Origin of the sequence: Myroides sp. C1519 (assembly GCF_038039755.1) — a bacterium.
GTDB lineage: Bacteria > Bacteroidota > Bacteroidia > Flavobacteriales > Flavobacteriaceae > Flavobacterium > Flavobacterium phaeum_A.
Genome location: NZ_JBBPHM010000011.1, coordinates 1 through 25920 on the forward strand (window position 1 = coordinate 1; position 25920 = coordinate 25920).

General features: G+C 36.0%; 18 protein-coding genes. 9 read left to right on the forward strand and 9 right to left on the reverse strand.

The genetic code is table 11. The features are described 5' to 3' along the window. Window positions 1-419 precede the first annotated feature (419 nt). Window positions 420-1829, reverse strand: coding sequence for a glycosyltransferase (locus AABL81_RS07645; protein ID WP_341340724.1), 1410 nt, complete (start codon window positions 1827-1829; stop codon window positions 420-422). Window positions 1830-2333: 504 nt separating this feature from the next. Further along, window positions 2334-3659 (reverse strand): metal-dependent hydrolase family protein, encoded by a 1326-nt coding sequence (locus AABL81_RS07650; RefSeq protein ID WP_341340725.1) that lies wholly within the window; start codon window positions 3657-3659, stop codon window positions 2334-2336. A 204-nt stretch (window positions 3660-3863) separates the two neighbouring features. Here AABL81_RS07650 and AABL81_RS07655 point away from each other — a divergent pair, with 204 nt between their 5' ends. After that, complete coding sequence (locus AABL81_RS07655; RefSeq protein ID WP_341340726.1) at window positions 3864-6071, forward strand: S9 family peptidase; 2208 nt, start codon at window positions 3864-3866, stop codon at window positions 6069-6071. Window positions 6072-6269: 198 nt separating this feature from the next. Continuing rightward, on the forward strand, window positions 6270-7082 hold the full coding sequence (locus AABL81_RS07660) for a hypothetical protein (RefSeq protein ID WP_341340727.1): 813 nt from the start codon (window positions 6270-6272) through the stop codon (window positions 7080-7082). Window positions 7083-7160: 78 nt separating this feature from the next. Here AABL81_RS07660 and AABL81_RS07665 read toward each other — a convergent pair whose 3' ends face one another. Both AABL81_RS07665 and AABL81_RS07670 read right to left on the reverse strand, forming a co-directional pair. Continuing rightward, window positions 7161-7394 (reverse strand): hypothetical protein, encoded by a 234-nt coding sequence (locus tag AABL81_RS07665; RefSeq protein ID WP_158210493.1) that lies wholly within the window; start codon window positions 7392-7394, stop codon window positions 7161-7163. A 3-nt stretch (window positions 7395-7397) separates the two neighbouring features. Continuing rightward, entirely contained in the window at window positions 7398-8546 is a 1149-nt protein-coding gene (locus AABL81_RS07670) for a THUMP domain-containing class I SAM-dependent RNA methyltransferase (RefSeq protein ID WP_445929827.1), read from the reverse strand. 108 nt (window positions 8547-8654) lie between these two features. Here AABL81_RS07670 and AABL81_RS07675 point away from each other — a divergent pair, with 108 nt between their 5' ends. Next, window positions 8655-9386, forward strand: a complete 732-nt coding sequence (locus AABL81_RS07675) for a class I SAM-dependent DNA methyltransferase (RefSeq protein WP_158210494.1) — start codon at window positions 8655-8657, stop codon at window positions 9384-9386. A 4-nt stretch (window positions 9387-9390) separates the two neighbouring features. After that, window positions 9391-10113, forward strand: a complete 723-nt coding sequence (locus tag AABL81_RS07680) for a ZIP family metal transporter (protein WP_090406834.1) — start codon at window positions 9391-9393, stop codon at window positions 10111-10113. Window positions 10114-10165: 52 nt separating this feature from the next. Here AABL81_RS07680 and AABL81_RS07685 read toward each other — a convergent pair whose 3' ends face one another. Beyond that, window positions 10166-11419 carry a hypothetical protein gene (locus tag AABL81_RS07685; RefSeq protein WP_341340729.1) on the reverse strand — a complete coding sequence of 418 codons (1254 nt, stop codon included), beginning with the start codon at window positions 11417-11419 and terminating at the stop codon, window positions 10166-10168. Window positions 11420-12507: 1088 nt separating this feature from the next. Next, entirely contained in the window at window positions 12508-13707 is a 1200-nt protein-coding gene (locus AABL81_RS07690) for a pyridoxal phosphate-dependent aminotransferase (RefSeq protein ID WP_158210497.1), read from the reverse strand. 208 nt (window positions 13708-13915) lie between these two features. On the opposite strand from AABL81_RS07690, the gene ccsA reads away from it, so the two are divergent. The 4 genes from ccsA to AABL81_RS07710 all read left to right on the forward strand — a co-directional run bounded on the left by ccsA (window position 13916) and on the right by AABL81_RS07710 (window position 22964). Then, window positions 13916-17089 carry a cytochrome c biogenesis protein CcsA gene (gene ccsA, locus AABL81_RS07695; protein WP_158210498.1) on the forward strand — a complete coding sequence of 1058 codons (3174 nt, stop codon included), beginning with the start codon at window positions 13916-13918 and terminating at the stop codon, window positions 17087-17089. Between the two features lie 597 nt (window positions 17090-17686). After that, the gene (locus AABL81_RS07700) at window positions 17687-19612 is read left to right on the forward strand and encodes a collagen-like triple helix repeat-containing protein (protein WP_341340730.1); all 1926 of its coding nucleotides are present in this window, start codon (window positions 17687-17689) and stop codon (window positions 19610-19612) included. Window positions 19613-19774: 162 nt separating this feature from the next. Further along, window positions 19775-21670 (forward strand): collagen-like triple helix repeat-containing protein, encoded by a 1896-nt coding sequence (locus AABL81_RS07705; protein WP_341340731.1) that lies wholly within the window; start codon window positions 19775-19777, stop codon window positions 21668-21670. Window positions 21671-21692: 22 nt separating this feature from the next. Then, window positions 21693-22964, forward strand: a complete 1272-nt coding sequence (locus AABL81_RS07710; protein ID WP_341340732.1) for a hypothetical protein — start codon at window positions 21693-21695, stop codon at window positions 22962-22964. A gap of 85 nt (window positions 22965-23049) precedes the next feature. On the opposite strand, the gene AABL81_RS07715 is transcribed toward AABL81_RS07710, so the two are convergent. Both AABL81_RS07715 and AABL81_RS07720 read right to left on the reverse strand, forming a co-directional pair. Further along, window positions 23050-23466, reverse strand: a complete 417-nt coding sequence (locus tag AABL81_RS07715) for a membrane lipoprotein lipid attachment site-containing protein (RefSeq protein ID WP_341340733.1) — start codon at window positions 23464-23466, stop codon at window positions 23050-23052. A 54-nt stretch (window positions 23467-23520) separates the two neighbouring features. Further along, entirely contained in the window at window positions 23521-24210 is a 690-nt protein-coding gene (locus AABL81_RS07720) for an SIR2 family NAD-dependent protein deacylase (protein WP_341340734.1), read from the reverse strand. A 41-nt stretch (window positions 24211-24251) separates the two neighbouring features. Between AABL81_RS07720 and AABL81_RS07725 the strand changes: the two genes are divergently transcribed. Continuing rightward, window positions 24252-24944, forward strand: coding sequence for a TrmH family RNA methyltransferase (locus tag AABL81_RS07725; RefSeq protein ID WP_341340735.1), 693 nt, complete (start codon window positions 24252-24254; stop codon window positions 24942-24944). A 172-nt stretch (window positions 24945-25116) separates the two neighbouring features. On the opposite strand, the gene AABL81_RS07730 is transcribed toward AABL81_RS07725, so the two are convergent. Continuing rightward, complete coding sequence (locus AABL81_RS07730) at window positions 25117-25908, reverse strand: TerC family protein (protein ID WP_341340736.1); 792 nt, start codon at window positions 25906-25908, stop codon at window positions 25117-25119. Window positions 25909-25920 lie beyond the last annotated feature (12 nt).

A 25920-nucleotide genomic window follows, 5' to 3' on the forward strand; every position in this document is an offset into this window, starting at 1 on the left:
ACGATGTATATCACGTATCCTTCCTGTTGTTTATTTATAAACAAACAATACTGTAGTATCATTACAAACAAAAACATTACAATTTAACCATCGTAGGGGAATTATTATTCGCCCGCACGGCATACGACACGATGTATATCACGTATCCTTCCTGTTGTTTATTTATAAACAAACAATACTGTAAGACGTGAAAGGTGTTGAATGTGAAGTATATAAAAGTGAAAAGAGGTTACCTAATCAGGTTAACCTCTTTTCTATGATAAAATAATGTGGGGACATTTATTTTTGTTGTGGTAATGTGCTTATTCACCACTCTTTTTATTTGCTGTAACTGTAGGATTGCATATAGCAAAACAAAAGTGAAAAGAGGTTAACTTATCACGTTAACCTCTTTTCGTATAATAACAATATGGGTGCACTTATTTTTGTTGTGGTAACGTTCTCGTTAACCATCCTCTTTTATTAGCTGTGGCAATAGCATAAGGCGTAATCCAGAACAATGTAAATGTGTAGAATAAGCTATATGGGTATGCCCAAAATGACTCAGCCACGCTATATCTCTTAGAGTAAAAGAATACTTGAATACTTGAAAAGATAAAGATACTTACCAAAGCAGAACTGATGAATAACAACGGTTGCGTGATGATGAAGTACAGCATTAAGAATGTCATTGGATAAGCCATAATAACGCGTAACCATTGGTTTAACAATAAGATTCTCGGACCAACTTTTGAACCTTCTCTAAAGTTGGTAAAAGCAAACTTACTCATCATAATATTTTCACGTACGTTACTTCTTTCCCAACGGATAAACATCTTGTACAAGTTTTTATACTCTTCAGGAGTGTTTGTCAATACATAAGCATTTCGTTGAAACAGCACGTGGTATCCTTGTTTCAGAATCATATTAGTCATTGCTCTATCTTCACCGATGTCAGATGGTTGCCCCATAAATGTTTGGGTAATCCAATCTTCTAAACAGTTCATCACCGCTACTCGTCTATAAGCCGCTAAGGCACCAGGAGTACATAATACTGAACCTAAGGCACTCTGCGCAGAACGAATAAACTCAAAACTAAACACAAAACTCACGTTTAGCATTTTAGGAATAATACCGTCTTTTGTGTTTAATACACGTACGTTTCCACCCACAGCACCACATTTTTCATTGGTTACAAATGGGCTAACAAGGTTTCTAAGGGTGTCTTTCTTAACGATTGAGTCACTGTCAACCGTAATAAATACATCTCCTTTTCCAATGTTGAAACCTCTGTAAAGAGCGTGTCTCTTACCTTGGTTTTTGGGTTGTTGTAAAATAGTTACTCTATCTCCTAATTCTTCTTTTGCTTTCAACATCCACTGCCAAGTGTCGTCTTTACTACCATCGTCAATAGAAATAATCTCCAACTTTTCAGCAGGGTAGTTTCCGTTAACCAAGCTATAAAGCGTTTCATAAACTAATTTCCCTTCGTTATAAGCAGGTACAAGAACCGTACACGTTGGCAACTCCTCATCGCTAACAGAAGCAACAGGTTTATAGCGGAAATACAGATAAACAATATATAGTAAGAACGCGATTTGTATGCTTAGTAGAACAATTCCCAGATTAATGATAAACGTTCCCCAAACAGACTCTAAACGCTCTAAATGTAATTTCTCAAAGTGTGGTTGTAATTGATAAACTAAGATTACCCCAATAGTCATTACCATAAAAGTTCCTAATAATACTAAGTAATCTGTTGTGTTTAAACTCTTGTCTACAAACTTGCCCCAAAAACTCTTTTTAGGTTGTTTGTTTTCTACGGTTTCGATGTTTTTATCAGTGCGCATAATATTGTATTTATGTGGTTTGTTTTTGCCGATTGTTCAAAGAAAAAAGCTTTAGCATAAATTCAGTAAAGCGAGGTTTAATCCTCAAGGATGACTTTACTTGAAAGGTGGTGATATGTTAAAAAAACAGTCCTTTGCTTTCATTCGGTACTTACATAGGTTCAATAGTTGTGCCAACGCCTAAAATGGGGAGTAGAGGGCATTTCATCAAAAAAAAACTACACTATGTAGAGATATGGGCAACGCTTTGAGGTATAATTACTCTATGAGAATTGTAGAGAAAGTCCTCATTATTAGATATTAACTTAAAATTTAGAAAGTGAATATGGTAGAAGGTAGGGGAAATAAAAAAGGAGCTGACTTCGCATTAAGTCAGCTCCTTTGTCTGTTGTAAATGGCCAAAAATCTGTTGTTTACACATCATTTTACCACTATTGATGTTCGTGTTTAAATAAGTATTGTTTACTTTATTTACCAGGATATGTCAGCTCAAATTAATATTGTTTACAGCTTGTTTTTATACACCTTACCATCTTTAATAATCAACAATATTTTATTTGTAGGGTCTTGTAAGATGTCGATGTTTTCAAGCGGACTCTCATCTAATAATATGATATCAGCATAAGCCCCTTCAGCAATCACACCCAAATCAGCAGGATACGGATTTCGTGGTCCGCTTAACTTCAGCAATTGGGCATTGTCATACGTAGCCATCTTTAAGATTTCATAGTTTGAAAACCATTGTTTCAAACGCAATAATATCTTGTTTTGAATTAACGGGTCTTTCGGACGTGTAACCAGGTCAGTACCAAAAGCTAATTTCACTTTGTGTTTCTTAGCCCATTTGTACACATTATCAGTTCCCGTTCCCACATATTCCTTATTTGCTTTTTGCAACGGGTCTGTATAATTACTTGAATCAGAATCAAAAGGTTGCATACTCAACCAAACCCCTTTATCTGCTAATAATTTTACCGTAGCCTCATCTAACAAATGTCCGTGGTCTATACACTTCACCCCAGCTTCTACAGCTTGTCTAACGGCATTAGCTGTATAAGCGTGCACGGTTACATACGTACCCCAGTTGTCAGTCGCTTTCACAGCAGCTCTAATTTCCTCAACTGTATATTGCGTTGCGTCTAACGGATCGTAGATAGTCGCAACTCCACCACCAGCCATTACCTTAATTTGAGAAGCCCCTTTTCTAAGCTGGTCTCTCGTAGCTACAGTAACTTCATATTCTCCATCAGCTACTACACTACCACCCAGGGTTTGAAAACGAGGAGGAGTATGGTCTAACATACGCGGTTCAGCCCAAGGGAAATTAGCATCTCCGTGTCCCCCTGTTTGTGAAATCATTGCCTCACTTGGGTAAATACGCGGTCCCTTGTTTAGGCCCATATCATTCGCTTGTTTAATCCCCGTTACGTGTCCCCCTAAATCGCGAACAGTCGTAAAACCGCGTTGTAGCGTGTTCTCAGACTCCTTTGCCGCATTGATAAAAAGGAAACTCTCATCGCCCAACATAATCATCTGATTGCTGTTTGCCGCTAAGAATGAGTGCCAGTGTGCATCAATTAACCCCGGCATTACAAACTTGCCTTTACCGTCGATTACTTGTATTTGTGGATTGTTATTCGTGTCTATTTTTCCAGTAGAAACCTTGGTGATTTTATTGTTTTCAATCAACACAGACCCTTTTGTAGTCTTTTGGTCCTTTCCGTTGAATATCTCTACATTTTCAAGTACAATGCCGTTTTGTGCATTCATTACAAAGGCAAATGAACTTAAAACAAGCGTAAAACCTATTTTCTTAATTGATTTAAACATAGTTGTGTCGTTTTGTTTACTATCGTAAAGATAGGTATTTAACATTCTTAATGGTTAACTAAATTGAGTTATATGTTTATTTATGAGGAATAGTGCAGTTACTTGTTTTCAAAAAATGGACTATTTTTGTAGGTATACATAGACAAATAGAAAACGGATACGCTTGATGAACGTCAGGGGTACGGTTACTTTAAAATACAAATTATGGCAAACAAGATAATAGGAGATTACAAAGCAGTATTAGACTTGGGAGAAATGCAATTAGACTTAATTGCTCATATTTCTGCTGAATTAACGGTTACATTAGACTTGCCAACTCAAGGGGCAATGGGGTTAGAGGCTACAAATGTAGTTTGTGAAGGAGACAGCCTATCATTTAGCGTTGCCGCAATGGGACTTTCATTTGCTGGTGCGTTGGAAGGTGAGAAGTTAGTGGGTGTTATCAAGCAAATGGAACAAGAAATGCCTGTTGTGTTTGAACCTACGGAGATTAAACTACCGGGTAATCCTGCGTTGGTTTCTACGGATGAGGAGTTGCAAGCATTGGCTAATCAGGAGAGTGGGGTTTATAAATACAAAGTGGAAGATTACTTTCAGCGACCTAAATCGTCTGCTTTTCAGTTGTCGCCAAATGGTAAATACTTGTCGTATCGCGAGAAAGACGAGAAGAATAAACGCCACGTTTACGTGAAGGAGATTGAAACGGGTAACGTACTTCGCGTAATTGAAGAAGGAGAGGAGTTGGTACGTGCGTATGGATGGATTAACGATGAGCGCTTGGTGTATATCATGGACCAAGGTGGAGATGAGAATTACCACATTTATGCGGTGAATGTAGACGGACAGAATAATATGGATTTAACGCCGTTTGACAAGGTGCAAGCGGGAATTGTCAATATGCTGAAAGAGCAAAAAGACTACATCATCATTTCGATGAACTTAGATAATCCACAGGTGTTTGAGCCGTATAAAATGAATATCAACACAGGGGAGTATGTGAAGTTGTTTACCAATGATGACCCTGCTAATCCGATTGCGGGTTATGATTTTGACAAAGATGGTAACTTAAGAGGCTACTCTAAAATGTACAACGGTGTACAATCGCAGTATTTCTTTAAGGTTGACGGAGCAGAGGAGTTTGAATTGTTTCAAACCATCAACTGGTCTGATACGTTCTCGGTTATGGCGTTTAACTATGCTTCTGACAACAAAGATGAGGCGTATGTATTGACAAACTTAGACTCTGACAAACAACGCATTGTGTTGTACGACTTTAAAACTCGCCAAGTAGTCAAAGAGGTATATGCTAATCCTGAGTTTGACGCTTCTATCATTGGCTTGTCGCGCAAACGCAATTGGGAGATTGACTATTTGGGATATGAAGGAGAAAAGGTAATCATAGAACCAGTAAGTGAGACTTTTAAAAAGATATATGCCGATTTGGAAAGTCATTTCGGAGCGTATGAGTACTCTATTGTTGCTAAAACAGATAAAGAAGACCGTTATTTAATCATTGTTCAAAGTGATAAATTGTACGGAACGTATTATAATTACGATACAGCTACAAGTGCGGTGTCGCCTTTGTATGATTTGATGCCACAGTTAAAAGAGGAGGATATGGCAGAGATGCGTCCTATTTCGTTTACCAGTAGAGATGGGGTTAAATTACACGGGTATATTACCTTACCAAAAGCGGCGTTGGACGGACAAAAAGTACCGTTGATTGTGAACCCACACGGCGGACCACAAGGAATTAGAGATAGTTGGGGCTTTAATCCAGAAACGCAGTTGTTTGCCAGTAGAGGATATGCAACTTTACAAGTAAACTTCCGTATTTCTGGTGGTTACGGAAAAGAGTTCTTTAAGTCTGGTTTCAAGCAAATCGGGCGTAAAGTGATGGATGATGTAGAAGATGGAGTACACTATGTAATTGCGCAAGGATGGGTAGATGCAGATAAGATTGCTATTTACGGAGCAAGCCACGGTGGATATGCTACGTTGATGGGATTGATTAAAACCCCTGATTTATACCGTTGTGGAGTAGATTATGTGGGGGTGTCGAGCATATTTACGTTCTTTGAGTCGTTCCCTGAATATTGGAAACCATATAAAGAGATGGTGAAGGAGATATGGTATGACCTTGACAATCCAGAGGAACGTGAAATAGCAAAAGAGGTTTCTCCTGTTTACCAGTTAGACAAGATTACAAAACCGCTGTTTGTTGTACAAGGTGCTAATGACCCAAGGGTTAAGATTGCCGAGTCTGACCAGATTGTTGAAGCGTTAAGAAATAAAGGGTTTGACGTTCCTTATATGGTGAAATACGACGAGGGACACGGGTTTTCAAAAGAAGAAAACAGTATCTCTTTTTACAAATGTATGATGGGGTTTGTATCAGAACACTTGAAATAATAAAGATAAGCTGTCTTGTAAAAGGCAGCTTTTTTTATGCCTTGTTGTTACTTGTCTTGCCGCGTGTATTTAAGTTAAAGTGTAGCTTGTGTATCGCATTTTAAGGTGATTTATTGTGTTGTAAAAGCAACTTTAGTAAAATTAATTGCTTTTATTTCTGTGTTTTATGCTTTATGTTTGTCAACTAAACACAACACGATGAAATACACACTAATCGGAGTTTTGAGCTTATTAAGCGTTTTAAGTGCTAATGCACAGACTCCAAAAAACTATGTAGAAGATACGCGTAATATTGCCAAAGGGAATATTGTGATGACTGATCTTGTAAAAAAAGGAGAAGATACTACTGTTGTAAACTACTTTGACGGAATTTTTCCAACGACAGATACGGAGGGTTGGACAAGAAAAATGGTGATTAAGGGAGAGAAACAGGGTAAAGACTATATTGTAACAAGTGATGTTTTTACAAAAGATGCAGCTGCTAATACTGCTGATGAAAAGCGTTATTCTAACAGTGTGCGTACGTATAAATATAAAGACGCAAAGAAATACACAACCGTAACTACCTTTTTTATTGAAGATGGTTTGTTAGAAACTAAAATATCAGACAATAAACAAAGTAGATATGAGTGCCATAATATAGAGGGAACTAAGGTGGCTGATGCGAGTTGTTTTGTAACAATGGACAAAGAAATTGCTGCTAAAAATAGAGAATTAGTTACTTGTGCATTACGCGATGAGGCAATAGCTATTTACAACGAATACAAGTACACAATTCCTTTGGTGATTATGACGCAGGTTAGCATTGACCCAAAAACAGGAGAGAAGAAGTTGGTTTTTGACGACTTGACAAAGTTTAGTATTTCAAAAGAAGACAATGATGTTATTGCAAAGCGATTAACGGCTGTAGTGGATGCCTTGTCAAATGAGGAGTTTACCTTTCCAAAAGACAGAAATGGCAACGTATATCCGTTGAATTTCTCAGTTCCTCTGAAATTTAGATTGAAATAATAAAGAAAAGCTACCTTAGATGAGGTAGCTTTTGGAAACAAAAAAGGTTGTTATTTTTAAAATAACAACCTTTTTTATTTAATTCAATACCTTCACACCTTTCATAAAGATCCAACGCATACAGATCTTATCACCTTTCTCAGTTTTGAATACTTTAAACTGTGGAGCTAAGATAGTAGCGATAACCGCACTTACCAATGGGCCCCAAAAGCCTTGTAAATCCGTAAATTGAACAATGATAACTCTTGCTATAATAAATAAGATAGCAAAGCTAACAAACTGCAAAATGATAGTCTTTGTATTAACGCTCATGATCTATTGATTATCTGTTATATATTTTCCTTTTTTACTTCCAGCATACAACTCGTATTTTACAAAACGAGCCTCTAACTTACCGTTGAAAAGTTTAATCTTTCTCGATGGTCTTAATCCAACAAATTTCAACGCTTCTACGTTACCCGTAATAAACCAAGCTTCAGTACCCGGATATCCTTGTTTTAACGTATCTCCAATTTCTCTGTAAAAACGCTCTAAGTCAATGTCCAAACGCTCTCCATACGGTGGGTTAAACACCATATGTAATGGTCCTTCTGTTTCCTTACTTGAGTCAAAGAAGTTAGCCGTTTCAATCTGAATATACTCCTCTAAGTTAGCATTTCTCACGTTGTCAATTGCTTTTAATATAGCAGACGGCGCTTTGTCATACCCTTTAATTGTATAATGAAACTCGCGTACTCTTTTTAATAGCGATTCCTGTATTTTGTCAAATAAGTCAGCATCCCAATCGTTCCAACGCTCAAAAGCAAACTCTTTTCTGTTGATATTAGCAGGAATATTACAAGCAATCATAGCTGCTTCTGTCAAGATTGTACCCGAACCACACATTGGGTCGATAAAATCTGTTCTACCATCCCAACCTGACATTAACAACATTCCAGCTGCTAATACCTCGTTAATCGGTGCAATATTCGTAGCTGTTTTATACCCACGGTGGTGTAATGAAGCCCCAGACGAGTCAAGAGATACCGTACACATATCTTGTTGTAAGTGGATATTAATTCTTAAATCAGGGAAGTCTTTGTCGATATTAGGACGTTTTCCCAATTTGTTTCTGAACTGGTCAACAATAGCATCCTTCGCTTTTAAAGCAACGAATTGTGAGTTGTTGAAGTTGTCAGAAAACACTGTAGCGTCAATTACGAACGATTGATGAGCAGAAATATACTCTGACCAATCAATAGTTTGAACACCTCTATATAAGTTTTCCTCATTATAAACTGCAAAGCTTGAAATAGGTTTAAGTATCTTCAAAGCTGTTCTAAGGCCTAAGTTTGCTTTATACATAAAGCCCTTATCTCCTTTAAAACTAACCATACGCGTCCCCGGTTTCACATCTACTGCACCTAATAATTGCAATTCTTTTACTAATACATCTTCAAAACCAAAGAATGTCTTAGCAACCATTTTAAAATTCTCCATCTTTATTGTTATATAAGGAATAATTTACTTCATCTAATTAATCCACAAAAATAAAGTAAATTTGTAGGCTAATAAAAGATTTAAAACAAAAGTATGTCAAAAGAGAACAAAGCTTGGTATGTATCGTGGTTTGATACCCCTTATTACCATACTTTATACAAAGATAGGGATTACGCAGAAGCACAAATGTTAATTGATAATTTAAGTCACTACTTAAATTTAGAGGAAGACGCTAAGATTTTAGATTTAGCTTGTGGTAAAGGAAGACATTCTGTTTACTTAAACAAATTGGGATACGACGTAACGGGAGTTGACTTATCTGGCAATAGTATCGAAAGTGCTAAAGAATTTGAAAGTGATACACTTCATTTTCACGTACACGATATGAGAGAACCGTTAACGCAGAAATACGACGCTATATTAAACTTATTTACAAGTTTTGGGTATTTTCAAGATCCAGCAGATAATGCTCGTACGTTAGATGCTATTCACCAAAGTTTGTCTGAATACGGATTAGCAGTTATCGACTTTATGAATGTTGATAAAGTAATTGCTAACCTTGTTCCTTCTGAAGTGAAAACAGTAGACGGAATTGATTTCCATATTACGCGTAAATACGAAGATGGGTTTATCATTAAAAACATTGTATTTGACGCAGACGGTGAACACCACGACTATACTGAAAAAGTAAAAGCATTGCGATTAGAGGATTTTGAAGAAATGATGAATGAAAAAGAAATTTATCTATTAGATGTGTTTGGTGATTACAAACTAAGAAAATTCTATAAAAACGAATCAGATCGATTAATCATGATTTTCAAATAAGCCTATGGTTTATATCATTCCTTTAGTTTCAGTAATAATAGGGTATCTAATAGCAGTGATATTAGAACCTAAGAACAAAAAAAACTTAAAGCTATTAATGGCTTTTAGTGGATCATTCTTATTAACATTAACTGTTACACACCTTTTACCAGATGTGTATCAGTACAATCACGTTACCCCATTAGTAGAACAAGCTGCTGATGCTCACGGTCATAACCACGCATCAGGAAACATCGGGTTCTTCATTATGATAGGGATTGTGTTTCAGATTGTCTTAGAATATTTTTCTAAAGGTGCAGAACACGGACACGTTCACGTACACGACAAATTTGATAAAATTCCGTGGTTGTTGTTTATTAGTTTGTGTATCCACGCGTTATTTGAGGGAATGCCAGTCAGTCAGCACGAGGAGCTTGCGTGGGGAATTGGGATACACCATTTGCCTATTGCAGTGATTCTAACCGCATTTTTTATCAATGCGCATATGAGTAAAAAATCAGTGTTATTTTTTATGCTTGTGTTTTCAGTAATGACACCTTTGGGTACTTTGATTTCTGGTAATGTAGACTTTTTAAGTCATTACTACGCCGAGATATCAGCCATTGTGGTAGGTATTTTATTCCACATTTCGTCTACTATCATTTTTGAAAGTAACGAAGAACACTCGTTTAATATCAATAAGCTTATCGCTATTATCATTGGGGTGATAGCCGCTTATTTTATATAAGAACACAAAAGAGACGATATGCGAATATCGTCTCTTTTTTTGTACTCTTTTTTTAGCAGTTATAATCTTCGTAAAACTGTATATCAAATCCTAAAAAGGCTTTTACTTCGTCTAAATGTTTACTCATTGTATCGTGTGCTCCTTCAAAAAGTGTTTTTTGTTGGCCATCCGTAAAAGTGATGGAAAGAGAACTAAATCCACCTCCTTTAGCGGGTAAGGTGTTCCACAAAGTAAAACGCTCAACCTCAGATATAGCATACCATTGGGCGTGTTCCGCATCGGCAAATCCAAGTAGGTTATTCGCCTCATCTTTCCAAATAACAGCTTTTCCTTTTGAAGCCGCTAAGACAAATTCAGGTGTCTGTTTGATATGCGTATTCGTCTTGTAATTATCAGGTGTACTCAAAGCCTCGTTCCACATAAACAGCTGAGATACCACGCCATTTTGCTCATAGTCAGAAGCGATAAGCATAGCCGGATAATCAAACTGTAGCCTTGCGCTAAAGGAAGTAAAACTATACGCGATATTTCTCATCTCATTATCGTCAATGGAATAGGTAGCCTCAAAGGTAATTTGGCCTATTTTAGCATAGAAAAACAAGTTGAAATCACTGTGAAAAGTAAACTCAGCCTTATCCGCAAGGTCGCGTTCTAACTGCTCTTTAACAAGGTATAAACTCTTGTCCGAACCATCAGTAGTATAGCATTTAGCATAGTATTCCTCCAGAGCTATTTCAGGGCGAATATTATCGACATAAGCTCCAAAATCACGCACGATAATATTGCCAATTCGCACCGGATAAACGATGTTCAAATAACCGTTTTCTAAGTGTGTATGCGGATTGTTTAGCAACTCGCTTTTAGTGGTTGTCCACGGTACAAAACAAGGGGTGGGCGCTATAATTTCAAAGCCCTTTGTATAATCGTTTTGTCCGCCAGAAACCAACTCAAAATTCTGCTGATAAGTGGTGCGAAACAATTGGTGTACCGCATTTTCTTCTTTGTGAATGTTGTCATAAATAAGAGCCATATCAAAGTTGAAACGCTTAGCCAACTGCAAGCACAGTTTTTCCGTATTGACATAATCAACTGGAATATAGTGTTGTCTGCCTTGGTAAATCATCAATCCAGGGCTACTATAATTGCAAATTTCAAGGTAGATATATTCTATTTGACTGATTTCGATAACCTCTATTTCCCTGCTATACGCTGTGTTTTCAATGATAATCTGCGTTTCGCTGAGGTGTAGTATTCCCCTGTGTTTATCCTCATTGGGAAAGCGGCGTTTTCTCTTAAATATATTCATACCTGATTTGCTAAGGTTTAAAGGTAGTAAAATCTCCTTAAAACAGTTGTTGTGCAAGGCGTAAAAGCCGCTGATTAGGGGTGAAATTGGAGGTTTTTCTCATTGTGAACTATAAGAAATAGGAGTTCGCACTATTTGAGAATGTTAGTATAAGCTAATTTTTGACGAATTATTCCTGTGCCGATAAGGCTATTCAAAACAAAGGACAAGTAGATTTTGAAGTCCCCAATTGGCGCTCATCCCTTTGTTTTAAAGGGCTCACCAAGGTTTTAAACGAGATTGAGTCGTAAATGAGTCGTAAATAAGTCGTATTTAGTTCGCGAAAAAGGCCTTTAGGTGAGGTATCTCCGACTTATTTACGGCTTATCTCCGACTAATATACAATTGAGATACTGTCATTCCCTTTGTTTATAAGCATTTGGAGGGGGTTGGGGACAAAAGTGGGACAGAGTCAATAGTGCATTTGATAGCATTTGATAGCAAATGATGTCAAAATAACCGCTTTGAAAATATTCTGTTGTGCGTATGACTAATTTTGCTTTGTAAACTAAAAACAAAACCTGTGATGTTATATTCTGATTACCCCCTAAATGTTGGTCGAGCTGTGAGGTACCCTTTTTTATTTTTGAATACAGAGGTAAAAAAGGAGGAATATTAGGGTGGCGTTTGTATCTCATTGGTCGTTCTTTGAAATAGTAAAGTGCAATGCCCACTGTGGTTGTTGGTTCAAAAAGGAATTGTAGTGTAAAGAGTGTTATTGCTGTTATAACGCAGATTGGTAGAGGTTTGCTTTAGACTATGTTTCAGACTAATACCACATTAGTACCATAGACGTTCGGAAAAAGGGGGTGTTTTCCGAACTTCTGTGGTACTTGTGTCGAAGATGTCTCGAAGGAGTGCCGTCTAAAACCTGTCTAAAGCTTGTACTATTGTGGGGTGAGCGATAGTTGTACTATGCGTTTGGTGAATAGAAAACAAGGGTAATATTGCATTGGTTGGCAGGGGATAGAGGACAAGTAAACACAAAAAAAGAGGGCTACCTAAAAATAGATAGCCCTGTATATAAGCGGGTTTAAAAGTAGAATGAACTATTTTTCGATAGTTTTGTACACTTTTAAAGCTTCATTTAAGATTTTAGCAGACTGAATTAAATCGTCTTTTTTCAACACATAAGCCATACGTGCTTCATCAAGACCAACACCTGGCGTAGAGTAGAATCCTTCTGCAGGCGCAATCATTACTGTAGCTCCGTTGTAGTCGTATTCTTCCAATAACCATTTAGCAAAGTCCTCTGCGTTTTTAATTGGGAATTTAGCCACACAGTAAAAAGATCCGTGAGGAACAGTTACTTGGATTCCCTCAATTTTTTGAAGTTCAGCAATAAATACATCTCTTCTTTCTTTGTATTCTGTAATAACTTCGTCAAAGTAAGATTGTGGCGTATCTAAAGCAGCCTCAGCAGCAATTTGTTCGTATGTAGGAGGAGAAAGACGCGCTTGAGCAAACTTCATAACCGCAGTCATCAATTCTTTGTTTTTAGAAACAATACATCCAATACGAGCACCACACATACTGTATCGTTTAGAAACAGAGTCAATTACAATAGCGTTGTTTGCCAAAGCAGGGATGCTCAATACAGAAACGTGTTTGTATCCGTCATAAGCAAACTCGCGGTAAACCTCGTCAGCAATTAAGAATAAATCGTGTTTCACCACTAATTCTGCCAACTGATTCATCTCTTCTTCAGAGTATAAATAACCTGTTGGGTTACCTGGATTACAGATTAAGATTGCTTTTGTTTTTGGCGTGATTAATTTCTCAAATTCAGAGATTGCCGGAAGAGCAAACCCGTTGTCGATTGACGACATAACAGGAACGATATTTACACCATTAGAAGCAGAAAATCCGTTGTAGTTAGCGTAGAATGGTTCAGGAATAATTACTTCATCTCCTGGGTCCATTGTACTTCCTAAAGCAAATAATAACGCTTCAGAACCTCCTGTAGTTACAATAATATCTGTGAATTCAACCGTAGGGTCAATTGTTTGGTAGTATTTAGCTAATTTTTTTCTATAACTTTCAAAACCAGCAGAGTGGCTGTATTCTAAAACGTCAATCGTAGCATTTTTAACCGCCTGAAGTGCAAGTTCTGGCGTTTTTATATCTGGTTGTCCAATGTTCAAGTGGTAAACGTGGTTTCCTTTTCTTTTTGCCGTTTCAGCAAAAGGAACCAATTTTCTAATAGGAGACTCTGGCATCAAGTGCCCTTTTTTTGAGATCTTTGGCATAATTTATAATTTAGTTTGTCAATTTATGCAATATTTTACTGTGTTAAATGTGTGCTTTAAATATTGCGTAGTGTAAGCATCCACAAATGTAATTGATTTTAGTTATAGTTGAATAGTAAAATCATTACTAAATAATAAGTTAAATATACCTTATAGCTTAGGTTTTTGGTTATTTTTGTTGAACTATAAAACAACGTATTAACAACTCATGGATAAAAAAATTATTTCTTTTTTCTCTTCGACAAGGTTAATGGCGGTTCTTTTCATTGTTTTTGCTGTTGCTTTGGCGATAGGTACTTTCATTGAAGACCGTTACAATACCACCACAGCTCGAATACTAATTTACAATACTAAATGGTTTGAAGCCATTATGTTAGTGTTCCTGATTAACTTTATCGGTAATATTAAAAAGTATAGATTGTTTACTAAAGAAAAGTGGGCAACATTTATGCTTCACGCGGCTTTCATTCTTATTTTGATCGGTGCGTTTATTACTCGTTATATCAGTTTTGAGGGTATGATGCCGATTCGCGAAGGTGAAACTGCTGATAGTATTTTTTCTGACAAAACGTTTTTAACGGTAATGGCAGATGGAGAATATGAAGGAGAGACAAGAAGAAGAACATTTGAAAAACCAATTCTTTTTTCAGCTGTAACAGACAACAGTTTTACAATGAAAAAAGACTTTAATGGTATTCCTTTCGAAATAGAGTATAAAGACTTTATTATGGGAGCTGAGGAAGTAGTGGAAGAAGATGCGAATGGTAAGCTATTCTTGAAATTAGTAGAATCAGGTGATGGAGATCGTCACGAACATTATTTAGAAGAAGGACAAGTTGCAAACATTCACAATGTATTGTTCTCTTTCAACTCACCTACAGATGGTGCAATTAACATTACTAAAGAGGGAGATAACTATTTTATGGAGACTCCTTTTGGCGGTACTTTTATGGTAATGGCAACACAAGCTCAAAATGACGTGTTTGCAGGAACTAAAGAACCGTTAAACTTCCGTTCTTTATATAGCTTAGCAGGTACGCAATTTGTATTGCCTGAAATGCCTATTAAAGGTAAAAAAGTATTGAAGTCTGACGGAGATTTCAAAAGTAGAACAAGTACTGACGCTCTTGTGCTAACTGTAAAATCTCAAGGAAAAGAGGAAGAAGTAACTCTTATGGGGAAAGCAGGTAGAATGGGAGAACCTCAAGCATTTCAATTGGGAGACTTAGAGTTTACAATGATGTTTGGTAGTAAAGTATATACTACTCCTTTCAAAATTAAATTAAACAAATTTATTGCTGATAAATACCCTGGAACAGAAAGAAGCTATTCTGCTTTTGAAAGCCAGGTTTCTGTAATTGATGGTAATGATTCTTTTGACGCGAGAATTTATATGAATAATATTCTTGATCACAAAGGATACCGTTTCTTCCAAGCAGAGTTTGACCGTGATGAGAAAGGGACTATCCTTTCTGTAAACCACGATTTCTGGGGAACGTGGATTACGTATATCGGATATACGTTCTTATACATCGGGTTATTAGCAATCTTATTTGATAAAAACACAAGATTTAGCGATTTGAAACGTAAATTAAATAAAGTGAGAGAGAAAAAGGCGTCAATGCTTACTATGCTATTGTTGTTCTTTTCTATTGGTTCTTTCGCTCAACACAATCACGAAGCACCGACTAAACCATCTGCTGCTGTAATCGACTCGATTATTACGGCAAATGCGATTAAGCCGGAACACGCAGCTAAGTTTGGAGAATTGGTCGTGCAAGATTACGGTGGACGTATGAAGCCTATCAACACATTCTCTTCTGAGTTAATGCGTAAAATTTACCAAAAGGAAACTTATAATGGATTGAATGCCGATCAGGTGTTTTTATCTATGACGCAGTTTACTGTGGCACAGCAAATGCAAGGTGCTCCTAACTTTTGGTATTATGTGCCTATCATCAAATTACCTCGTGGTAATGATAAAATGACAGAGATTTTAGGACTTCCAAAGAATGAGAAGTATGCTACGTTTGTTGATTTCTTTGATGATAACGCAAACTATAAGTTAGCTGATTATGTTGATGAAGCAAATCACAGTGCCATTAAGAATAAGTTTCAAACGGACTTCTTAGATATGGACGGGAAGATTGCTTTGTTAAACTCTGCATTTATGACGCGTATGTTAACGGTATTTCCAATACCTGGACACGAAAACAGCAAATGGGTTTCTCCGTTGGAGTTAAACGAAGCTGGATTGAAAGGAATGGATTCTACGTTTGCAAAGAGTATTTTACCTCGTATGTATATCCCTGCTTTGTTTGAAGCAAAAGAATCGGGTAATTACGACAAGGCAGATGAGTACTTGAGTAACCTGAAAACTTTCCAACAGGCATACGGTAAAACAATTATCCCTTCAGAAAGTAAGATTAAGTTTGAGATTTTATATAACAAGTATGATATTTTTAAAACATTGTATAGCTACTATATGTTAGCAGCTGTTTTAATGTTTGTTTTTATCGTTTCAGAAATATTAAAATCGCGTAAAATCAACAGAACTATGATTAAAGTAGGAAGTTGGTTTACTGTTCTACTATTTGTTATTCACACCATTGGTTTAGGAGTACGTTGGTACGTTTCTGGACACGCACCTTGGAGTGATGCTTATGAGTCTGTTATTTACGTTGGTTGGGCTACAGCTTTATTCGGATTGTACTTTGGACGTAAGTCTGAATTAACAATTGCTTCTACAGCATTCGTAGCGGGTATGATTTTATGGGGAGCACACCTTAATTATATGGACCCTGCTATTTCTAACTTACAACCTGTTTTAAACTCATACTGGTTAATCATTCACGTAGCGGTTATCGTAGGTAGTTACGGGCCATTTACTTTGGGAATGATATTAGGGGTAGTTTCGTTAATCTTGATGATTCTTACCAATGAGAAGAACAAGAAGCGAATGGATCTTAATATTAAAGAGTTGACTTATATTAATGAGATGGCACTTACGGTAGGACTTGTATTGTTAACTATTGGTAACTTCTTAGGAGGACAATGGGCTAACGAGAGTTGGGGACGTTACTGGGGATGGGATCCAAAAGAAACTTGGGCATTGATTAGTATTATGGTTTATGCTTTTGTGATTCACGCTCGTTTAGTTCCAGCAATGAGAGGTACTTGGTTATACAACTTATTCAGTGTTGTAGCGTACTACTCAATTATGATGACTTATTTTGGAGTTAACTTCTATTTAAGTGGATTACACTCATACGCATCAGGAGATAAGGTAATTACTCCGGCTGCCGTTTGGTATTCAGCAGCGTTTATTACGGTGTTGGGAGTGTTGTCTTTCTTTAAGTACAAGAAGCACTTGAAAAAATAATATATACGTTTATATATAACGTAAGACTTAAAAGGTCGGTATCTATTTAGATACCGACCTTTTTTTGTTGGCTATAATATCCTTGAAGTAGTGATGTGGTATTGCGTTATTGGTATTTGTGGTTATAGTTGAGGCGATTATAGGTCAGTTTTTTGCTCGCTGAAAGAGGTGATTGCGTTAAGTCTGTATAACCTTGTTTTAGTTTATTATGCGTTTTTATAATTAAATTATGTAAAATTATGGTGTTTGTGTTATTTAAAATATTTGTGTTTTTCATAAAACGCTGTTTTTTAGTATGTTTTGGAATTATAGTAAAAAGAGTAGAAATTGATTTGTTAATGTATAAGAGTTAACAACAAGGTTTACTTAAAATTTCTTATTGTTTTATTGATAATATTCCAAATAAAGTTAATTTGTGTAAATAATGATTGATAATTAACATATAGTGTAATTTTAATCGTTTTTTTTATAACTTTGTAGTAGAAATACTGCAATAGAATAGTCGCGTATTGTGATTTTATTAAGAAAGTGTTTCTGTCGGACTTGTTGTTATCTGACTTATTTTTTAACGATTACAAACATTTAAAAAAGAAAAAGATGAAAAAGAAAATTACTACTCTGTTTTTATTAGCAATGGGGGCTGTGTCTTACGCACAGGATAAGCCAGGTATCGGTATCGGGCAACCATTGCCATCACAAGCAGCTATGTTAGATATCGTAGCTTCTAACAAAGGGGTGCTTATTCCACGCATACCATTATTGAGTTTAACAGAATTTGCTTTAGAAGGTTCTGAAGGTTTAGATGTCGCTACATTGGCTTCGTTTGCAAAGGAAAATGATGGTATTTTAATTTATAATTCTCAAGGGTCAACTTCAATACCTACAGGTTTCTATTACTGGTCTGCGGCTTCTAATGAAGGAAAAGGTAAATGGGAATTAGTTACTTCAGAGTCACAAACAACTAAAATTCTTGAGAGAATTACTACAGTTGAGAAATCAGTTGGTGTTACACCAGGAGGAAGTGAAGAAGAAGGAGTTAAGCCAGGAGTTAAGCCAGGTGAAGGTGGAGGTACTGTGATTTACCGACCAGGGAAACCAGGAGAGCCAGGGGAACCAGGAAAACCAGGGAAACCAGGAGAGCCAGGAAAAATAGTTATTAAAGATGGAGCAGGTAATGATTTACCAATCGACATAGGAGATTTATTAAGAGAATCAGAAACAAATACATTCTTTAAAGAGTTTACTAAGACTGTTAAAGAAGATGGAAAAGAAGATAAAGAAGTAAAAGAGATCTATTACTTTGGTGAGTCTGATATTTCAGCTTGGAAAAAAACAGTAGTTATTGGAACATCTGTTAATGATATTACAAAAGAATTTGGTAAGAAGTTAGATATCGTTGGTGCAGTAGGTACAAGCTTTAAGGAAATTATTAAAGAGAATACAAAAGAAATTACTGAGGTTATTAATAATGTAGAAGGTAATGTAACTATTGTAAACAATGGTACTGCTGATGAACCTAAGTGGGAAATCCAAGTAGGAAATGGTAAAGATGGTGAAGAGGGTTCGGTTGTATTTGATTTAAACAACTTAGAGACTAAAACTAAGATTACGAAATCTGTTAATGGAAAAGAAGATGATGCATCTGTAAAAGTAGAAGCTGGAGCAGGAAAAGTATTGTACACTTACTATGGTGAGGATAAAAATACTCCTTATTACATCGATATTACAGCTGATATCTTGACAACGTTAACAACAAGTAAAGAGATTCGTGATGAGATCGTTAAGGTTATTAATAACCCAGCTTTACCAGGAGATAATGGAACTGAAGGCGGAGGAAGTACTACACCAAAAGATCCAGAAGTTCCAGGTGGTGATGGAGAAGTAGAAACTAAACCAACTAAACCAACTAAACCAGGTGAAGGTGGAACAGGAGGAACTGGAGAGACTAAACCAGGAGAAGGGAACGCAAACCAAGAAAATAAAAACTGGGGTAACGTTTACTACGGTCCTGTAGATCCTACAGATCTTAAGAAAGGTAACGTACTTTATACTTTAGATAGAGACGGTAATAAAAAATACATTGACATTGCAACGAATATCGTTAATGAAATTCACAACAATGCTGCTGTAATTGAGAAGATTAAAGAAGTTACTACTGTTAGAGTTGAACCTGCTGGTGATGATGGAAATGCAAAGGGAACAGAAACAGGAGAAGTTGTTGATGGAAAAGCAGTAATGAAAGCTCAGTTTAACGCTGTAGAAGTTGCAAAAGGAAATAAAACATTATCATATAATAGTGAGTTTAATACGACTGGATTTGCAGTTAACGAATTTAGTAGATTACTATCTATTCAGATTTTAGACGAAAATGGTCAGTTAGCAATGAGTACAGTTACAGATGTTACTTATGCTTCAGGTGTTCTGAAATTCAAATTTGGTGTGGGGTCAATGTATGCTACATTACCTGCAGGGAAAAAATATGATGTTGTTTTAGAATACGTGTCTACAAAAGAAGTAAAATAAATAATACGATTGTAAGATCATTCTAATCAGAGAATGAATACAATTAAAAATATAACCTATCACGCTATTGTGAAAATAAAAGTGTGATAGGTTTTAAAAAAACAGTAAAGACTGCCTCTTTAATCTTTATAATAAAGAATGGGGGTGTAAATAAAAGATATTATGAAAAAAAATATAATTACATTATTTGCTTTAGCGTTAAGCTTCGGAGTATTTGCTCAAGATGATAAGCCAGGGATTGGTATTGGTACAAAAACACCATCTAAATCAGCTATATTAGAGGTAAAAGCAATTAATAAAGGGGTACTTATTCCACGTATTGAATTGAAAGATGTTAATGTGTTTCAATTAACTGGAGATACAAAAGACGATGGGATGTTGATCTATAACAGTGTAGAAAAGAAGGATGGAAATGATAAAGTTGTCGTTCCTACAGGATTCTACTACTGGTCTGCGGCTTCTAATGAAGGAAAAGGTAAATGGGAATTAGTTACTTCAGAGTCACAAACAACTAAAATTCTTGAGAGAATTACTACAGTTGAGAAATCAGTTGGTGTTACACCAGGAGGAAGTGAAGGAGAAGGAGTTAAACCAGGAGTTAAGCCAGGTGAAGGTGGAGGTACTGTGATTTACCGACCAGGGAAACCAGGAGAGCCAGGGAAACCAGGAGAGCCAGGGAAACCAGGAACACCAGGACAAATAGTTATTAAAGATGGAGAAGGTAATGATTTACCAATCGACATAGGAGATTTATTAAGAGAATCAGAAACAAATACATTCTTTAAAGAGTTTACTAATATTGTTAAAGAAGCTGGAAAAGAGGATAAAGAAGTAAAAGAGATCTATTACTTCGGTGAGTCTGATATTTCAGCTTGGAAAAAAACAGTAGTTATTGGAACATCTGTTGATGATATTACAAAAGAATTTGGTAAGAAGTTAGATATCATTGGTGCAGTAGGTACAAGCTTTAAAGAAATTATTAAAGAGAATACAAAGGAAATTACTGAGGTTATTAATAATGTAGAAGGTAATGTAACTATTGTAAACAATGGTACTGCTGATGAACCTAAGTGGGAAATCCAAGTAGGAAATGGTAAAGATGGTGAAGAGGGTTCGGTTGTATTTGATTTAAACAACTTAGAGACTAAAACTAAGATTACGAAATCTGTTAATGGAAAAGAAGATGATGCATCTGTAAAAGTAGAAGCTGGAGCAGGAAAAGTATTGTACACTTACTATGGTGAGGATAAAAATACTCCTTATTACATCGATATTACAGCTGATATCTTGACAACGTTAACAACAAGTAAAGAGATTCGTGATGAGATCGTTAAGGTTATTAATAACCCAGCTTTACCAGGAGATAATGGAACTGGAGGTGAAGGAGGAACTACACCAAAAGATCCAGAAGTTCCAGGTGGTGATGGAGAAGTAGAAACTAAACCAACTAAACCAACTAAACCAGGTGAAGGTGGAACAGGAGGAACTGGAGAGACTAAACCAGGAGAAGGGAACGCAAACCAAGAAAATAAAAACTGGGGTAACGTTTACTACGGTCCTGTAGATCCTACAGATCTTAAGAAAGGTAACGTACTTTATACTTTAGATAAAGACGGTAATAAAAAATACATTGACATTGCAACGAATATCGTTAATGAAATTCACAACAATGCTGCTGTGATTGAGAAGATTAAAGAAGTTACTACTGTTAGAGTTGAGGCAGGTAAAGAAGGAGAGGCAGGAGCAGTTATTGAAACAGGTGAAGAAATCGATGGTAAAAAAGTTTACAAAGGTATGACTACTATTAAGGTAAATGGTGCTGCTGGATATGATAGTGATTTTACAGGTAGTATTACGATTTCTAATCCAAATGTTGAATTTGGAAGACTTTTAAAAATTGCTGTTCAAAATAAAAGTGGAGATCTTGTTATAACTTCGGCTACAGATGTTGAGAGAGTGGGAGAGAAAGGATTTACTTTCTCGTTTGGAACAGGAAACTTCTATACACCAATTGAAAATGGTGAGTATACAGTTGTTTATGAATTTGTTGCTAAGTAAGCAATAACAAAAAAATTATGCTATGAGAAGATATTTAATCATTTGTGCTGCTCTACTTGGGGTGTCTTATTTAGGACACGCCCAAGTAGGGATTGGCACAAAAACACCTTCTTCTGCTGCAATGCTTGATATTGTATCTGAAGATAAAGGGGTTTTAATACCGCGTGTAGCGCTAAAAAGTAATAAAACTTTTGATCCAATTAAAGGAGATGCTAAAGCTAATTTAGGGTTGTTGGTTTTTAATACAAAAACTGCTCCTGAAGGTGGTTTGACTGAAGGCTTTTATTTTTGGAATGGTACAAGTTGGGAGAGAATTGCAAATACATCAGAAATTTTGAGTATCATTGAAAAAAATGATACACAATCTACAGAAAAGATTGTTGAAATTACTACAGTTGTAGATAACTTAACAGGAAAAGAAGGAGATAAACCTGGTGCATCTGTTGTTTTATACGATAAAGTAGAAAACAAGTTCTATACTCTTATTACTAATAAAGATGGTACAGTAGAGAAAGTAGATTTAGATTTGAGTAACGCTATCAAAGGTGCAGAAACAAAGACTTACTTCAAAAAAGGTAAAGTTGAAGAAGATGGAAAAATGCCAGTTGCAGAAGAGTTGGTTTCATTGGATGCAACAAAGTTGAAAAAAGGACAAATCTTTTATGAATACTTCGGAGAAGAAGTTGATAAGGATGGAAAGCCTGTTCCTCAGTACATTAATATGACTTCTGATGTTCTAACTACTATTAAGAATAATCAGGAGATTAAGAATGAGATTTTCAATACCGTAAATAACTTTACAAAGGATGGTGGTAACGTGTATTATGGTGACCACGATGGAAACGATGCTACACCATACGCTCTTTATACGATCGATAATACTGGAAAAAAACATCTTCTTGATCTAAGTCATACGATTAAAGAGGTTCTTACAAAAGAAGTTTCTATTATTGAGGCAGTTAGAGATGGTTTAGGTTATAACATTAGTTCTGATGTTGTATCCACAGGAAATAAATTTTTTAATAATACAATTTTTACCTTTGGTGCTTATACAGGAATAAGAGAGTTTGACGCTGAAACAGGAGGTGTAGCTATTCCTCCAGCATACCAAGATAAGAATATTGAGGTTTTAGATATTAGATTGTACAACGAAAAAAATCAAGTAGTAAAAGTAAGTATTACAGATATTGTTGTAGAAAAATCAAAAATTGAATTTTCTTTAGGTAGTGGCTTGTTTTATACACCTATTGAATCAGGTAATTATAGAGTTGTAGTTGAGTTTATTGTGAAATAAAATAAATTGATTCAACTATATTGACATAATAGTTTGTTAGAAAAAAAGCCCCTCACAATTTCGTGAGGGGCTTTTTCTATTTATTTTATCTTGTGAAATAACCAAAAGGTTTTGTCGTTTGCTTATAAACAAATTTCACATCACCATTCCCAGCTGTATTGGGTACAAGAAAGATAATTTTATCTTCTTTAACTGCTATAATCTGTGCGGATACATCTCTATCAGATTCAGTAGGAGGGAGTGCTCTTGTTGTATTTCCTATACTTGAAATACTTTTTGTTTGTTCTGGTAATCTTTCTACGAAAAGGATTTTATAGTCTTTTTCGTCAAAATCTCTAAATCCTTTACCTGTTAGGGTTACTTCATCTCCGACTTTAACGCCACTAAAATCAACTGTGTTAATTTCTGGGCCTTCTATTTTTGTTGGTTGTGAAGTATTGTCGTCACTTGAACATCCTGTAACAGCTACTGCCGTTAATAGGAAGAATACTAATTTTTTCATCTTTTAAAGTTTAATGGTTTTGAAAGTTAATAAAAAATAGGGTACAACCTACTTTTATTTAAGGTCAATTAGCGCTGTCATAATGCTACGTAAACCTGTTGTTGCTTTATCTTGAACTGTTATAATCTGCTGGTTGTTGTAAATAGTAGCTGGATTAGGATCAATGTAATAGATTACAGCATCTCGTTTAGCATACTCAATCAACGAGGCTGCAGGGTACACTTGAAGCGATGTTCCTATGATAAGGATGATATCTGCCTTTTCAACGATAGGTAATGCGTTGTTCAATTCTGGTACCATTTCTCCAAACCATACAATATGTGGTCTTAAGGAGTGTCCTTCTTTGTTTGTAGAATCAGCGTGTAGGTCGTCTTTCCACTCGTAAATAAGGGATTCGTCAACCTCACTTCTCACTTTAAAGAGTTCCCCGTGTAAGTGTAGTACATTAGCGTTACCAGCTCTTTCGTGTAAATCATCAACATTTTGTGTGATTACCTGCACCTTAAAATGCTCTTGTAAAGCAGTGATATCTTTATGAGCCTGATTGGGTTCACACGTTAATAATTGCTTTCGTCTGTCGTTGTAAAACTGCAAGACAAGCGCTTTGTTTTGTTCCCATCCCATAGGAGAAGCGACTTCCATAACATCGTGGCCTTCCCACAATCCGTCTGCGTCTCTAAATGTCTTAATACCACTTTCAGCACTTATACCAGCACCAGATAAGACTACTAAGCTTTTTTCCATAATATTGTTACCTTTGCAATTGTCTTAAAAATAAATATAAAATGAATATTTCAGAAAAGCTATTTCAAGATGTTGATTATTTAGAGTATTTAGAAAGTTTTTTAACTGAGAATAGGGTTGAACGCTTTAAAGAAGTTCTTCAAAATCGTACGAAGCATATTACTGTTGTAGCAGAAGATGTATATCAGTTGCACAATACAAGTGCTGTAATGAGAAGCTGTGAGGTATTTGGGGTTCAAGACTTATGTGTGATTGAACAAAAGTTTGGAAAGCGAATAGATAAAGAGATTGCGTTAGGCGCTGAGAAGTGGGTTGATATTCATCGTTATAACTCAGTACAAGCGACTATTGATGATATCCGCAGTAGAGGATACCAGATTGTAGCGACTACGCCACACGTGGAGGCAAATCACTTAGAAGATTTTGATATTAGTAAACCATCGGCTATTTTCTTTGGTACTGAAAAGAGCGGGCTATCTCCTGAGATTATTGAGCAAGCAGATGCTTATATTAAGATTCCAATGGTTGGGTTTACAGAGAGTTTAAATATCTCTGTATCGGCGGCTATTATTATTCAGAATCTAACAACACGTCTTCGCAATTCACCTATTGATTGGCAGTTGACGGAGGCACAATTGATAGAAAAGAGAATTGATTGGGCAAGAAAGTCTATTAAAGATATTGATTTTGTAACAGAACGCTATATTGAAAGTAAAAACAACGAGGCGTTGTAATGGTTTTAGACAAGTTTGTAGCTTGCTGTAGTTATCAATAACATAACACGGTAATAATTTACAGAGATACGTTAGTATAGATACCCTATGATAGTGGATTTAGGCTATATAACGCAATAGATATAAAAGAAAAGAGGCTTACAATTTAATTATTGTAAGCCTCTTTTTTATGTTATTTACCTGCTCTTTTGCGCAGTTTCATATTGATGAATTCAACAATAAGAGAGAACGCAATAGCAAAGTATAAGTATCCTTTAGGAACAGCACCTATCTCTTGTCCTGCTAATACAGCGTGAGAAATATGCATACTTTCCGTTGTAAGCATAAATCCGATTAAGATTAAGAAAGACAATGCTAATATTTGAATAGACGGGTTATTGTTTACAAAGTTTCCAACTGGAATAGCAAACAACATCATAATGGCAACAGAAACAACTACTGCAGCAATCATAATATACAAAGCTCCTTCAATACCATTGGTCATACCCACCGCAGTTAAAATACTGTCGATAGAGAAGATAATGTCAATCATCAAGATTTGTATAATAATGTTACCAAACGATTTAACCGCTATTTTCTTAGCATCTGGTTTTTCGTCAATAGGTTCTTGGTTGTGCACGTGAGCCACCTTTTCGTGTATCTCTTTTGTCGATTTGTAAATCAAGAAGATTCCCCCTCCCAAAAGAATTAACGCCTGTCCGTTAAAGTCGGCTGTAAACCAACTCCAGTTAATACTGAACAACGGCTCTTTCATTGCGATTAACCACGTTACCCCAAGTAACAAACCAATACGCATAAACATAGCAAGGAAAAGACCGATTTTAGTAGCCTTCTTTCTTTGTTCTTCTGGCAACTTACCAGTAACGATAGAAATAAAGATTACGTTGTCTATCCCTAAGACTATCTCTAAAAATGTTAATGTAATAAACGCAACAATGGCGTCTGCTGTAAATAGTACTTCCATATAAGTAGGTCG